The organism is Lentibacillus sp., from assembly GCF_035301675.1.
Taxonomy (GTDB): domain Bacteria; phylum Bacillota; class Bacilli; order Bacillales; family Amphibacillaceae; genus Lentibacillus.
Map to the genome: position 1 here is coordinate 1 of NZ_DATGTT010000071.1, position 15047 is coordinate 15047.

Below are 15047 nucleotides of genomic sequence, written 5' to 3' on the forward strand. Positions count from 1 at the left end.
AGATGCCACTTTTACCGAGTCCGTTTCGATTATAGGGGTGAGGGAGACTATTTATAGCCGGGTTTAAACGGTTCTATAAAAATCCTGATGAAATAAAACCACAAATAAAAAATAGCATACCACACATGATGTGAATTGGTATGCTAAATATAATTTTATTTTCTACGCTGTAAGTGAATTACTTAGATCAGATTCCATCCCTTTGCGTCTCAAAAATAATTGTTTGGTTCTTGCCTGCAATGGTTCCAAGTGCAGCAATGCATAAGGACACAATCATTAAAATGATTAGCGGAACAGTCCAGCTGTCAGTCCATTCGGCTACAGATCCAAGGAGAAAAGGCCCAAGCGCTGCAACTATATATCCAATTGATTGAGCCATACTTGATAACTGTGAAGACTCCGGGACCGTGCTGGTGCGAAGAACAAAAAACATCATGGCTAAACTAAATGTCGTTCCAGCACCAACACCCGTTAATATGAGAAAAGCAACAATCACATTAGAAGATGTTAGAGAAACACCCAACAACCCAAAGAAAAACAAAAGGCCGGAAACACATGCGATGAATCGTTGGCTATTCATTCTTGCAGCAATAATTGGAACAACAAAATTAGCTGGTATGAGCCCAACTTGAAAAAAGGCAACAAGCCAGCCTGCTTCGCTTTCAGTGAATCCCTTTGTCATTAAAATATCAGGCAGCCATGTGAACAAGCTGTACGGAATCAATGATTGTAATCCCATAAACAATGTCACGGCCCAAGCAATCTTTGATTTAAATAGTGCAGTTGATGGTTGACTCTTCACTTCAGCAAACACCTTTTTACCGGCGGAACGTATAACAGGCATTCGCAGTAATAGCACAACGACAGCCATGAGCGAAAAGATGCTCCATACTTGCATGGCATGACGCCAGTCTAAGGAAGGAATTGAAGCAATCGGCACTGAAATACCTGAAGCAAGTGCACCAAAAATATTCATCGAAACGGAATAAAGGCCGGTCATCAGTCCTACACGATATGGAAAGGTCGATTTAATGAGCCCGGGCATGAGTACGTTACCAACAGCAATCGCTATTCCCAGTAAGAGTGTACCGAAAAGCAGTACCCCAATATCTCCCAGAGACCTGCTGAACACGCCGATCGATAAAAGCACCATAGCCATCAACAGGGTTCTTTCCATCCCAAACGTACTTGATAGTTTAGGAACAAACGGCGAGAAAATTCCAAAGGCAAGTAATGGAAGCGTATTGACTAAACCAATCATTGAATTGGAAGCTTCTAACTCTTCACGGAAAAAAGGTATAAGAGGCCCAACCGACGTAATCGGCGAACGTAAAGTTGCAGCAATAAGTACAATTGCTAAAAGTAATAGAACTGTATAATACCGTTGTTTTGTATCTGTTGTAAGGTTTGGCATATAAAACTCCTTTCCCATAAACCCAGACAAACAATCTTACATTATATCAGGAATCCGGGTCATTAGGAAGAGGGATTTTCATATAGTCTCTGTTAGCAGTCTTAGCCATCCATAAAAAAATCCCAGCTAAAGTATGAGCAGGAACTTGTTTTACAGAATGTAATGGCGTGATATACCTAAGCAAACCCAGCATTCCAGTATCGAATCTTTCAAGGAATGAACGCTCATGTGATCCATTACAAAAGAAATTAATGAACTTCTCGACATTATATGACAAAAACCGGGAAGTGACAGGCACCCAAAAAATGTTTCATTTCATATTCAGAGTGAAATACTCTATACAAAGATGAAAAGGAAAGGATGAGATAGATGCTGGAAATAAAAGGTGAAAATCAAGGTGAGATTTTGGAGGTGACGACTGAGGGGAAAGCGACACAGGATGACTTGCAAAAATTTGAGGAGGCTTTAAAGGCTAAAAAGCTTCAAGAGGATCCTATCAACATCTTGTTTATTTTCAAGAACATTGATGGTAACACTCCAAAAGCATTGTTGGAAGGCTGGAAAATTGTTACCCATCTGAAAAGCATAAAGAAAAGCGCTATTGTCGCAGATGAATCGTTTGTAGGCCTTAACGAAAAAATAGAAAAACTTATACCAGGTGTGGAAATACACCAGTATCCGCTGGAAGAATTGGAAGCAGCAAGAGAATGGCTTCGCGAAGATTAAAAAAGGAGCATACCCATTGTCCCGCCCCGAACTTAGGTGGGACGAAGAGCTTGTCCCTCTGTCCCACCACCAAACCTGCAGTGGTTTTCGACATAATGTGACAAAAACCGGGAAGTGACAGGCACCCAGAACATTACCTTTCCCTTCCCACAAACTCTTGATATTTCCGCCGCTTCTCCCATTCATCGCCAGAAAAGTAATCCAAAATAATAGCCATGTTCAAAAGATGATGACGGGACGTATGCATATAATACCGATAACTGCTCCACTGGTAGCTCTGTGCGTTTATAACCATTTTGGCATCTACCGGATTTAAATGGATATAACGGCTTACTTCCAGCATACCTTCCTTCGAATCAACCGCCTTGCCATAATACCGTTTTTCAAAAACATGGCCGGTGATTCGGTTCTTCGTATTAAAATAATCGGCATAGCGCTTGTTGATAAGGGACATAACTTTGGATATCGGCTGCTCTTTGGAGCGTATTTGCAGGTGAAAATGGTTGGTCATCAAACAGTAAGAAGCAAGTTCAAATGGGGTTTTCTTATCGATTTGTCGAAGGATATGAAGAAACGTTTTAAAATCTCCATCATCTCTGAAAAGCGCCTCACGACGATTACCGCGGCAGACAACGTGATAGAATGAATTGGGCATCCAAATTCGTTTTTTCCGACCCATCGTTACTGTACCATCCCCTTCTGTTGCTTACATCCGTGTGATCGCCGCATTGTAGCATCCCCCGGCAACAGCTGTACATCCACTTCAATACGATACCCTTCAATCCCTTTCAGGCCAATACTCGACACAATCACAGCCACACCACACCTTTTTCCCAGTCATTGGTTAGATATAAGATACGCTAGATTTTGTTAAAAATCAAGAACGTTTGTTTGCGTTTATAATCCTTGAATTTGTCTTATGATGCCAAAAATATATAAGAATTTCAATCTTAGAAGACGTTCACCAGGTAAAACCCTGAAAATAAGGAAAAAGAACAGGATAAAATATTATTTTGGCTAAACGTAAAATTTTTTTCATCCATAAAAAAGCCACCAGTTTTATTCAAACCAGCAGCCCCTATTTAATGATTTCATTCGACATAAAATGACAAAAACCGGGAGGTGACAGGCACCACCCACCACCTACCCAAACACATACCTATTCCGTCCGGCTCCCAGACCGAAAAGAATATATAAAACAGCAATGAAAATCAGCGTAACAAGCGGTACATCCCATACCTGTGTGACGTCATACATATAACCGATCAGCAATGGGCCGATTGCCGCCAATACATAACCAAGCGACTGGGCCATCCCTGATAAATCTGAAGCCTCCTCCGCATTTTTAGCACGCATACCGAGAAGTGTCAGAGCTAACGCAAAATTGCCGCCTAAAGGAATACCGATCGCTATAATACTCACGACCATCGTAAAATAAGAACTGCCAAATAATAGTCCGCAATAACCGCCAACACCGAGCAGGCCGAGTACGACGATAATCCCCCGTTGTGACGCAAATTTTTCCGCAATGACTGGGACAATAAAACTGAAAGGAACGCCAATAAATTGAGCAATCGAGAGCATCCAGCCACCTGTCGCCATATCAACACCATAAGCATATAAAATTTCCGGCAGCCAGGAAATCGTAATGTAAAACCAGCATGATTGAAAGCCCATATAACATGCAATCTGCCATGCCAGTGGAGAAGACCAAATATTATTTCGCTTGTTTGCTTTCCTGTCGGCCGTCACATTTGTGGAAGCTTGTTGTTGTTTATTTTTTATTGACAAGTATATCCAGGTGATAATACCTAAAACCGCGGGTATCACCCAGACAACCATGGCGGCATTCCACCCCAGATTCAACCCTTTTGCAAGTGGAATACTCACTCCTGAGGCAAGCGCTGCTAGCATCGTCATGACCGTTGAATAGATACTCGTCATCAATGCTACTTTAAGCGGAAATTTTTCCTTAATAATGCCCGGCAAAAGCACATTACAAAAGGTAATGCCTAACCCTGCCAGCAATGTGCCTCCAAACAGAAACACCGAAAACGTTACGGACCTGATGGTTATACCGAGGATAAGCAGCGCCAGGCCAACCACAAGCGCATATTCATTCGTTAACACCCTGGCTATCCTTGGAACGAGCGGCGACATGACCGCAAATGCAACCAAGGGCAAACTGGTCAGTAAACCAACACTCCAGTTGGAAAGCCCGATATCATCCCGTATCATGCCAAGCAACGGACCGACCGATGTGATAGCGGGACGTAAATTGACTGCAGCCAGAATGATTCCTGTCACCAGCAATAGACGGTACCATTGATTAGGCTCCCTGTGTGCCAACATATTCTGTTCACCCATAAACGATCACTCTTTCTATAAAGTAAAACTTCATTCAGTGTAGATTTTTTTCCTTCCATTCCCACTGAGTATTAGTTGAACGAATCGGACCTTTACAATCGATCCACCACTTATCTGTTTTCGTTTTCCTGAACATCTTGAAGTGGGATCTTACCTCCCGTTAAGGCGGGATAAGACAATATTATGCTAATATAGCATAGTTAAATGGGATGAGTAAATGGATGACCGTCAAACGTCTTCCAGTAATACAGTGGGGGCTGATTTTTCCCGTCCCTATACCTTGTCGTTTAAATATAACCTCTGTATATTAAAACTATAAGTTATTTTACGAGGAGGCTGGGTATGAACATCGGAATAGTGGGTGCTGGTGCGATTGCGAATTTTTTAATGAAGGAATTCAATCAAAACGAAACCGGTGAGATGCGAATCAAAAGTGTGTTTGTTCGGAATCGGGTGAAATACCAGGAGCTGGAGCATCAATTTGATGTGAAGCTGTTTGATCGCCTTGATGCGTTTCTGGAATCGGGGATTGATCTCGTTGTGGAAGCAGCGAATATTGCGGCGGTTCATGAATTGTTACAACAAATTCTGCCTAAAAAAGACGTTGTTTTAATCAGTATCGGTGCCCTGGCTGATACGGATTTTCTCCGGGAGATGAACGATTTGGCGGAAACGTATGAACGGACGATTCACTTACCATCCGGAGCGATTGGCGGGCTTGACCTCCTGCAAAATGCACATGCAACTGGTGGAGTGACTGATGTATCGATAACAACAAGAAAACCGGCGCGGACGCTGATTAATCATGAAGCTGCAACGGAAGAAGTTGTGGTTTTTGATGGGAAAGCGTCTGAAGCCATTAGGCAATTCCCGAAAAATATTAATGTGTCCATTATTTTATCACTTGCCGGTGTGGGAGTTGAGCAAACCAACGTGACCATTATTGCCGATCCAGCGGTTGAGAACAACATACATACGATTGACATCAAAGGTGATTTTGGAACAGCATCCTTTTCAGTAACAAACAATCCTCTTGCGGAGAATCCGAAAACAAGCTATCTAGCCGCGATGAGCATACTGGGGACGCTAAAGCGCATCACAAATCATATCAAAATAGGTGGGTAGACGGAATGGCAAGTCGAGGTTCTTTGAGTAAATAAAACCATGTGGGCTGCAGAACCTGCTGTTTAATAAGAGACGTAAACTTCCCCCCTATGTTGAGAGCCAGAACGGCCGTCCAATCAATATGCGGCAACAGGATTATTCCAGAGACGATGAAACGAATATTATATGAAAAAGCTATTTTGGATTCAGGTCATCTTGTCGAAAAATTAAAGCACATTTCTGGGGGCCTGTTGCTCTATGTTTCTCGCCCCCAAACTTTTCGGGTGGTGACAAGCACGCAAACTCATTTCTAACCTCAAAATAAAAAAGCAACTACTCTTCCATTGCTAGGCAGTAGTTACTTTTCGTCTTCTTCATTGGCATAAACAACTCGACAATTTTTAGCCAACTTTCTTGCTTTTTTTGGATGCAGTGGTACTTTATCTGGTGAATCATGAATTTCCGCATGATATTTATTAGTCTCGACGGGAGAATAAACAAGGTGAGCACCAATTTCCATACAGTACCCGGCGTTCACGGACACAATCACCCTTATATTCTCCACTCCAAATCTGGAGATAAAACCTGATGTAATGTCAGCTTCCTCTCTGCCACCATCCCGATCAACCGAAACGCCATTGGAATCCTTAAAAATAGCTGAGGACGGCCCTCCGCTATCCTTCTTCCAAAAATTTGGATCCATGATAACATTTCGGTATAACCTTTCATCTTTACGAAATTCGTCCTTCATAAAAATCACTTACAATCTTATTTATTTTTTTTGTATTATTGATTGCTAATTCCTTTTCCAATTCCGTATCATAATCATTCATGAAAAACATATGAATCCCGTCTTGAAAGATTTCAAACTCTAAATAATCGCCATTATTTTTTTCGTATTCAAATTGTATACTTTCTCTGCCTGTAGGAAAAATCTCCGGTTGTTTATCCATGGCTAATAATAATTGTATAGTTTTAAAGACTAAATCTGGTGTGAATGGAAGTGCATCTTTATCATTCCAGTTCTGCTCCAAGTTCAAAAAACTTTTGACTTTGTTTACATTAGACATTTTCATTTGTTCTTCAATGATCTCAGTATAATAATCAGAACGTAATTTGCTGGTGGAGGAATTTTCAACGTCCCTCGAGATCGCTGCTGCAACTCTAGTTGAATTATGTCTTTCATGTTTAGGAGTATAAAATTTTCCATCTGGAATAAGAGTGGCTGACATTATTCATCCCCACTTTCTATACCATTTTCCTTTTCTAATTGTTCAATATGCTGACCTAACCATTGATGAAATGATTTTGCCGAATCAAGGTTCATAACCACCCCTGTTGATATATAGCGAATCACATTTGTCTGATGCTCCTCGGGTTCGATTTCTGCTCCCCCAATAAACTCGCCATCTTCGTTTAACTGCTTTGTTTCTTGATATGGAATAGGATTTCGTTCAAAATAAAAATTCATGACAAGCTCACCCCTGGGATTTACACCACCATATGCTCCATTAGCATAAACTGGATTATAATCGTCAGAAAACTTGTATTTGAAATTAATCGGTATATTCTTCATGAGAATAACTCCATTTCCTCTAACTTAAGTATAATATTCAATTGTACCCAATTCAAGAATAAACAAAAGTGAATAAATTTATTCATTTTTTGTTATAGAGACAAGGAGGTGCTCGAAAACACAGCTAAAAAAATACTACTTTTGGGAACGCCTGCCTTCTTTCCTTGCAAGGGTTAAGAAGAGCGCACACGACTCAACTAGCCAGTAGCATACGCCAGCAAATGGGGTTTAAATAGAAGTACTGTTTATTAAGCGTTATTTTCTGAAGCGTAGAATCAGGAACAACAGCTTAATACAGCAGGCGTCGCCTAGACCCACCACAACAATCCTAAAAACCCCTAAAATATTCAAAACACCACATATATGTTGTGTCTTTTTCCCTCTTCAACAGGGATAATATTCCTTAAGAAGGTGGATAGCTGTGGTTAATGAACAGATTCTAATGCAATTTGTTAGCAGCAATTATGGCATCATCGGAAACGACAGTACTTGGTAAATAGTTCCCCTCCAACCTCTGAAGTGCTGGCTTCTCTTCTTGCACTATGTTTCCTCAACGTAGATCATCCAAACACATTGGCCTCAAATACTATATCCAACCTATCTCACCCAGTTTTTCGAAGCTACAGTATCGTTAAATCCTTTTGGATAGTCTTGGTAATGACAAATTTAATAAGTTTTGTTCGACACATTACGACAAAATTCGGGAAGTGACAGGCACTCAAACCAAGATTTTTGCGCAACTACATCCTATTCACAATAAAATTCCTAAAAATCTCTGTTGCTTTATCAAGTTCCCTGCCCTTTTTATAAATCAATTCAAAGTCCCGTTTAATAGTGGGCATCCCTTCTACAGGGATGGTTTTTAGCTCCCCATTCCGCAGTTCCTGATCAACAGCAAAGCGGGGCAAGAAAGAAGCGCCAATATTATTTTTGACCAGCTGTTTTGCACCTTCGACACTATCAATTTCCATGATGACGTTTGGCTGGGATTTTCCTTTTTTGACAGCGTTATTAATTAATAGCCAATCCATTGTTTCCCTCTTAAATAAAACAAGTGCTGAATCTGCCAACTCGAGTATATTAATAGATTCGTAATCATTAAGAGAATGACTGGGATGAAAAACCAGAATAATTTCGTCTTCCTCTAACCGTCGGGCTTCAATTTCAGGGTGGGAAATGGAGCGTACAATTCCAAGTGAAGCTTCATGATCCACGACCATTTGCATGACTTGATCCGAGTGCCCGGAATAAACAACAAGTTTAATGTCGGAGTATTGTTTATTGAATTCAGTTGCAATCTTAGGAAAAAAATATTCCGCACCTGAAAATACGACCGAAATATGAACTTCTCCCCTCACCATTCCCTTATTGCTATTTACAATTGCCAGTCTGCCATTTTGTATATCTTTAATAGCGTTCTGCGCGTATGGAAAAAACAATTTGCCTTCCTCACTCAATAAGACCTCCGTACTCGTTCTTTCAAATAAAGTACAGTTCAATTCTTTTTCAAGTGCTTTTACCTTCGCACTGATGGATGGTTGGGATGAGTAAAGCAATTCGCCTGCCTTGCTAAAACTGCCTGTTAAAGCGATATGAACAAATGCTTCAAGCTGATCAATATTCATTTATCGTACCCACCCTATAAGAAATGTTAATCGCACTATAAAGTAACTGGATTGGTATTGTCAATTTACCTATTATACTATTTAGGTACAAGATACATTCCCATTACAAGTGGAAATTTTAAAAAAGGAGATGCAAACATGGCACAAACGAAACGGCAAATGCTGACTTCCGTCGAATTATATCAGGACGCCAAAGAAGTTATGCCAGGCGGGGTAACCGCAAATATTAAGCACTTCCCGCCACACCCGATTTACATGAATTATGGTGAAGGGGCTTATTTGTCGGATGCAGATGGAAATAAGTATGTCGACTATTTATTATCTTACGGATCAATGATGCTCGGACACGGCCACCCAGAAATAAAAGAAGCAATCCATTCACAAATGGAACAAAGCGGTACATGGCTTTTCGGAACTCCCCATGAACTAGAAGTAACATACGCCAATAAAATCAAGGAATATTTTCCAAGCATCGACCTCATGAGGTACACAAACTCAGGCACCGAAGCAACGCTGCTGGCCTTAAGATTCGCGGAGGCGTACACCGGCAAACACAAAGTTGCAAAATTTGAAGGGCATTATCACGGCGGCTATAATGAAGTTCTTTTAAGTGTTAATCCAGAAATTAGTGAAGCTGGACAGAAAAATAATCCGAATTCCGTTCCATCCTCGAAAGGAATATCAGCAGCCCAGACAAACGAAACAATAGTACTTCCATTTAATGATGACCATGCATTCGAAATTTTAACAGAACATGCAAGTGAAATAGGGGCTGTGGTTTTGGAGCCGATTCAGGGGGGATTTATTCCTGCAGAAGATGACTTCATGACAAAACTGCGCAATATAACAGAAGAATTGAATATTGTACTTATTTTCGACGAAGTAAAGACAGGATTTCGCACAAACCTCGGAGGAACACAAGCGCTTTATGGAATTAAACCCGATTTAACCGTTTTAGGAAAAGTAATTGGCGGCGGATTTCCTATGGGCGTTGTAGGCGGCAAAAGGGAAATTTTAATGGTTAGCTCCCCTGTTGACGAGGAAACGACTGACGTATTAAAACCAAAAGATGTTCTCTTTCATAGCGGTACGTATAATGGACATCCGATGATCCTGGCGGCAGGTCTAAGGACGATCAATATTTTAGAAAATGAACTGGATCATGTTTTGAACCGAACGGAAAAATTAAAAACCGAGTTGGAAAGTTTATTCTTTAAAAAAGGGATAGCCATGCAGGCCGTTGGCAACGGATCCATGTTTAATGTAATCCTGTCAGAAAAACAAATTCGCAATTACCGTGATTATCAGCAATCAGATATGCAAACAAGGGAGAAAATAGACTACGAATTGCTGAACAAAGGGATATACGCGAAACCCTTGAACCGGTACTCACTATCAACATGCCATAAAGAAGCAGAATTAGAAAAAACACTAAATGCCTACAATGAGGTGTTGGCGGAACTGTGAGTAGATTTCAGAATCAACTTAATTTACGGATAAATAATTGACTAGCTACATTTTTGACAATATAATGAATACTATTAAACATTTATCTATTCTTAAGGAGCTCTCACAAATCTTCTAAGAAGCTATTATTTGTAAGCGTTATCAAAAAGTAGGGGAGATGTTACTGTGAAAGTAAAACGTTTGGCAAGTATTTTGTCGGTGTTATTTGGAGTGGTTTTAATGCTCGGTGCATGCAGTAACGGAGCGAAAAACATCGCTATTGGGCCTCCTGCAAGCGAAACGAATTCGGCATCCAATTTAATCCTGGATGCATATGGTATCGGTGAAGGCGATTTTAACCCGTACCAGGAAGGTTTTGGGGATGCTGCTGAGGGTGTTCAAGATGGCAATATAGATATGTCAATCGCCATCTTAGGTATGCCGGCTGGAAGTATACAGAGCTTGCATGCATCCACCGGTGATGTCAAATTACTTAATTTATCCAATGATGCAGTCGCTCATATTGAGGAAAACAGCGGCTATCAGCAATTTACTATCCCAGCAGGAACATATGAATTTCAGGATTCAGATGTGAATACGGTTGCGGCGCGGGCTATATTAATGGGTAACACAGATACAATTGATGAGGAACTCGGCTATAAGCTTGCGAAAATCATGATTGAAAATGCTGATGAGAATACCCACGCTCAGTCCAAGCAAATGACAATAGAAAATGCACTAAGGGGATCGGAAGGTTTACCTATTCACCCCGGTGCAAAACGCTATTATGAGGAGCAGGGCGTAACTGTAGATAATGAGGTTGCAGAATTATCGGCAGATGAATCAAACCGTAAAAATGAACTGGTGTTAGGTACCGGCAGCCAAGGTGGAACGTACTATCCATTGGGTGGGGAAATGGCAAATGTATGGAACAATCATCTTGATAATGTAAATATTACAAACACCGAAACTGGTGCATCCGTAGAAAACCTTTCAAGTATCCGAGATGGAAATATGGACCTGGGAATGTCCGTCAACGTGCCAGCACTCGATGCCATTAACGGTGAAGGAGACTTTAAGGATGCTAAAGTGGAAAACGCAGCCTTTATTGGCCACATCTATCCGGAAATCGTGCAGATCATAACACGAGAAGCAACTGACCTTGAAAGTTTGGAAGACGTAAAATAATTTATTAAAACCTTATAAGAATACCTTTATAGATATGATTGTACTATTCTATAGGAAGATGGTGGTGATATGATATGAGCAATCAACAAAGTACTGATACACAAGGAGTACTGGACAAATATGATAAAGAAAGCCAATCCCGTACTAATCTGGGTAAATGGGTTTGGCTTATTACCATATTAGGTGTAGGTTTAACTTTTTTCCATTTATATACGGGCTATTTCGGAACACTTCCATCACAAAAACAAGGTGCCGTCCATTTAGGTACAGCTCTGGGGATTATTTTTATACTTTTTCCTGCAAAAAAGGGACTACAAAAGAAACAAAAAGGTGTTCCCTGGTATGATGTAGTGTTGGCACTCACGTCTATATATGTTGCATACCACAAAATATTCTTTTTCGAATCAATCTTGCAAAGTAGAATTTCCGGATACAGCTTCGCAGACATTGTGATTGCCTTTATTGGAATCCTTCTTGTTTTGGAAGCTACACGCAGAACAGTTGGACTTCCTATTGTTATTGTGGCAAGTATAGCTTTGTTGTATGCGTTGTTCGGTGAATACATCCCAACAGATATTTTGTCACATCCAGGTTTTTCTGTTAGTGCGGTAGCAACTGATTTGTGGTTCCAAGAAAGTGGTGTGTTTGGAACGCCAATACAAATATCCTCGAAATATATTTACTTATTTCTCTTTTTCGGTGTAATTTTAATCCACACGAACATCGGAAAAATATTTAATGACATGGCGTTTGCACTAACGGGTAAATATACAGGGGGAACTGCTAAGGCAGCCGTTGCGGCTAGTGGAATGCAAGGCATGGTATCAGGAAGTTCGGTTGGAAACACTGTTGCCTCCGGGTCATTCACTATACCAATGATGAAAAAAGCCGGCTTTAAATCAGAATTTGCTGCAGCAACGGAAGCTTCTGCCTCCACAGGCGGCCAAATCATGCCTCCCCTTATGGGTGCTGCAGCCTTTATTATGATGGAATATTTAGGCGTTCCTTACTCGACAATTATGTTGGCTGCAGCCATTCCCGCGTTGCTATACTTTACAGGCATTTTCATCGGAACGCATTTTGAAGCAAAAAAGTTTGGCATTTTAGGCCTGCCAAAATCGGAGTTGCCAGTATTCAGGACATTATTCGTAAAATATAGCTACTTGCTACTGCCGCTTGCCATGATTATTGGAACAGTTTTGGTAGGATTCAGTCCGCAGCGCGCTGCTTTATTGGGGGTTGTATCCGCATTTCTTGTAAGCTTCATACGCAAAGAAACACGGATGTCAATTCGAGAGATCTTCCATGTACTGGAACAAGGCGCGAGAGTTGCTTTACCGGTTATTGCAGCTGTTGCAACAGCAGGCATCATTGCGGGTATTATCAGCATTACGGGGCTCGGATCCAAGTTTGCCGCCGGAATAATTGCATTATCCAGTGGTTATCTGGTATTGGCACTCCTGTTCACCATGGTTGCCTGTATCATTCTAGGCATGGGGCTTCCAACAACAGCCAATTACGTCGTGACAGCTACAGTTGCGGCCCCAGCATTGATTAATGAGTTTGGGATTGCACCAATTGCAGCCCACATGTTTGTATTCTATTTCGGAATAGTTGCTGACATCACCCCACCGGTCTGCCTTGCCGCTTATGCCGGTGCCGGAATCGCTAGGGCTAACCCATTTAAATCAGGCGTTACAGCAGTCAAATTGGCAATAGCTGCGTTTATCATACCATACATTATCGTCTATAATCCTATACTTGTGCTGGTTGATGTAACACCGTTAAATCTTGTAATAGCTATTATAACCGCAATTATAGGAATGATGGGTGTCAGCAGTGCCATGATTGGATATTTGGCAAGAGCATCAAGAATATGGGAGCGAGCCGTCCTCTTTATTGGGGGACTGCTGTTAATCCTCCCTGAAATTGCAACAAGTGCCATTGGGATTATCCTTATTGCTGTAGTATGGGCAATTCAAAAATGGCAAAAAGATGATACTAGTGGTGGTTTAAGAAAGTCTGAATCACCAATAGAGGCTTAAATCAAAAGGCATCCGACCATATCCTGGAATATAGGGACAGGCTTGTTGACCCGGGTTCTGCGTACCGTCGCGCTTCAACTGCGCTACTATCTCCCTTACTGAGGCGGGACGATGGACCTGTTCCTGTATTCCACCAAAATGAACCCATCTGCCACTGGTTTGGCAGATGGGTTCATTAGTGTGATCTATTCGCTATCTCTGTACCACTCAAGTTCGACAGTTGATGGGCACATTTTTTAACAATCATTATCCACAATTCCCTATACACAAGGGATTTATCCACAGTTAGCATAGAAAAATGACAGTTACCTATAGGCACACATTTGTGGATAACTTCTATTTACATAATTGATCTTATAGGTTATACTATAGGCATGTACTTAAGACGTGTAAGCCGAAAAAATAAAGATGGAAGCCGGGTTGCCTATCTCCAGCTTGCTCATAATGAATGGGATTCGAAGGCCAAATACGCTAAAGCGAAGGTGATCCACTCTTTCGGGCGTGAAGATCAAGTTGATCGCGCAGCCCTTGAACGACTGGCCAACAGTGTTATTCGATTCCTTTCACCGGAGGAAGCCCTACAGTTTCGGGAAGGCATTGGCGAAACAGCTGAATTTCTTTTTGAAGCCAGTAAACGATTGGGCGGTTCCTGGGCCTTAAATCAAATATGGCATAAACTCGGATTGGATGAGATGATTCAAACATTGTTGAAAGACCGAAACCATCAAGTGGACATTGAACGCCAAATCTTTGCTATGGTTGCCAACCGTGCTCTGGCACCAACGAGTAAGCTTGGCATGGAAGGTTGGGTCCAGGATGATGTTGTGATTCCCGGTCTTGATCAGGTCTTTTCCCATCAGCTCTACCGAGCTATGGATGTTCTGTTGGACGTAAAAGATTCGCTTGAAGAACAGGTCTATTACGCCACAGCCGATTTGATGAATCTTGAAGTTGACCTCATTTATTTTGATACAACGTCGTCCTATTTCGAGGTGGAACCTTCTGAGGCGCCGGATGATGAAGGATTACGGGAGCTCGGTTACTCCAAGGATAAACGTCCTGATCTCCTCCAGGTTGTGATTGGCATGGCTGTGACTCGGGAAGGCATTCCCATCAAATGTTGGGTGTGGCCCGGAAACACGATGGATATGACTGTTGTCGAAGAAATTAAGGATGATCTTGTCGGCTGGAAGCTTGGGCGCGTCATCAGTGTCGCTGATCGGGGTTTTTCATCCGAGGATAATCTTCGCTATCTCCAGCGGACAGGCGGGCATTACATTGTCGGTGAAAAAATGCGGTCAGGCAAACCCGAAACAGAGGATGCCTTAGCCCGAAAAGGACGATATCATACGATTCGCGATAATCTGAAGGCAAAAGAAGTTATTGTCGGCGACGGTGAGGCAAGAAAACGCTTTGTGCTTGTCCATAATCCGAAAGAGGCCGAGAAAGAACGCAAACAGCGTGAGACGATTATCAAACAACTCGAGCAGGAGCTCGAAGGGCTCAGTCAGCTGCCGGATAAGCAACATACCAAAGCTGTCTGCAGGCTCAGGGCC

General features: G+C 41.6%; 14 protein-coding genes. 6 read left to right on the top strand and 8 right to left on the bottom strand.

Features of this window, described 5'->3' with window-relative positions; translation table 11 throughout:
* Positions 1–187: 187 nt before the first annotated feature.
* Positions 188–1414: a CynX/NimT family MFS transporter gene (locus VK097_RS12590; RefSeq protein WP_324212160.1), complete on the bottom strand. Its 1227-nt coding sequence runs from the start codon at positions 1412–1414 to the stop codon at positions 188–190.
* Positions 1415–1783: 369 nt separating this feature from the next.
* Between VK097_RS12590 and VK097_RS12595 the strand changes: the two genes are divergently transcribed.
* A complete protein-coding gene (locus VK097_RS12595) occupies positions 1784–2140 on the top strand; it encodes a SpoIIAA family protein (RefSeq protein ID WP_324212161.1) in 357 nt (118 codons plus the stop codon).
* Positions 2141–2273: 133 nt separating this feature from the next.
* Here the strand turns inward: VK097_RS12595 and VK097_RS12600 are convergent, their stop codons facing one another.
* The 3 genes from VK097_RS12600 to VK097_RS12610 all read right to left on the bottom strand — a co-directional run bounded on the left by VK097_RS12600 (position 2274) and on the right by VK097_RS12610 (position 4507).
* Positions 2274–2819 carry a transposase gene (locus tag VK097_RS12600; protein ID WP_324212162.1) on the bottom strand — a complete coding sequence of 182 codons (546 nt, stop codon included), beginning with the start codon at positions 2817–2819 and terminating at the stop codon, positions 2274–2276.
* 2 nt (positions 2820–2821) lie between these two features.
* The gene (locus VK097_RS12605; protein ID WP_324212163.1) at positions 2822–2959 is read right to left on the bottom strand and encodes a hypothetical protein; all 138 of its coding nucleotides are present in this window, start codon (positions 2957–2959) and stop codon (positions 2822–2824) included.
* Positions 2960–3283: 324 nt separating this feature from the next.
* On the bottom strand, positions 3284–4507 hold the full coding sequence (locus tag VK097_RS12610) for a CynX/NimT family MFS transporter (RefSeq protein WP_324212164.1): 1224 nt from the start codon (positions 4505–4507) through the stop codon (positions 3284–3286).
* A gap of 342 nt (positions 4508–4849) precedes the next feature.
* On the opposite strand from VK097_RS12610, the gene nadX reads away from it, so the two are divergent.
* Positions 4850–5632 (top strand): aspartate dehydrogenase, encoded by a 783-nt coding sequence (nadX, locus tag VK097_RS12615; protein ID WP_324212165.1) that lies wholly within the window; start codon positions 4850–4852, stop codon positions 5630–5632.
* A 337-nt stretch (positions 5633–5969) separates the two neighbouring features.
* Here nadX and VK097_RS12620 read toward each other — a convergent pair whose 3' ends face one another.
* From VK097_RS12620 to VK097_RS12635, 4 genes are all read right to left on the bottom strand, one after another.
* Positions 5970–6362, bottom strand: a complete 393-nt coding sequence (locus VK097_RS12620) for a hypothetical protein (RefSeq protein WP_324212166.1) — start codon at positions 6360–6362, stop codon at positions 5970–5972.
* A complete protein-coding gene (locus VK097_RS12625; RefSeq protein WP_324212167.1) occupies positions 6343–6843 on the bottom strand; it encodes a hypothetical protein in 501 nt (166 codons plus the stop codon). The genes VK097_RS12620 and VK097_RS12625 overlap by 20 nt, the downstream gene beginning before the upstream one ends.
* Positions 6843–7187, bottom strand: a complete 345-nt coding sequence (locus tag VK097_RS12630; RefSeq protein ID WP_324212168.1) for a hypothetical protein — start codon at positions 7185–7187, stop codon at positions 6843–6845. Before VK097_RS12630 ends, VK097_RS12625 begins: the two co-directional genes overlap by 1 nt.
* 740 nt (positions 7188–7927) lie before the next feature.
* Entirely contained in the window at positions 7928–8812 is an 885-nt protein-coding gene (locus VK097_RS12635; RefSeq protein ID WP_324212169.1) for a LysR family transcriptional regulator, read from the bottom strand.
* A 138-nt stretch (positions 8813–8950) separates the two neighbouring features.
* Between VK097_RS12635 and VK097_RS12640 the strand changes: the two genes are divergently transcribed.
* The 4 genes from VK097_RS12640 to VK097_RS12655 all read left to right on the top strand — a co-directional run.
* Positions 8951–10279 carry an aspartate aminotransferase family protein gene (locus VK097_RS12640; protein WP_324212170.1) on the top strand — a complete coding sequence of 443 codons (1329 nt, stop codon included), beginning with the start codon at positions 8951–8953 and terminating at the stop codon, positions 10277–10279.
* A gap of 165 nt (positions 10280–10444) precedes the next feature.
* Positions 10445–11446, top strand: coding sequence for a TAXI family TRAP transporter solute-binding subunit (locus VK097_RS12645; RefSeq protein WP_324212171.1), 1002 nt, complete (start codon positions 10445–10447; stop codon positions 11444–11446).
* Positions 11447–11520: 74 nt separating this feature from the next.
* The gene (locus VK097_RS12650) at positions 11521–13491 is read left to right on the top strand and encodes a TRAP transporter permease (protein WP_324212172.1); all 1971 of its coding nucleotides are present in this window, start codon (positions 11521–11523) and stop codon (positions 13489–13491) included.
* A 374-nt stretch (positions 13492–13865) separates the two neighbouring features.
* On the top strand, positions 13866–15047 hold a 1182-nt coding region (locus VK097_RS12655), incomplete at its 3' end, for an IS1634 family transposase (RefSeq protein ID WP_324212173.1).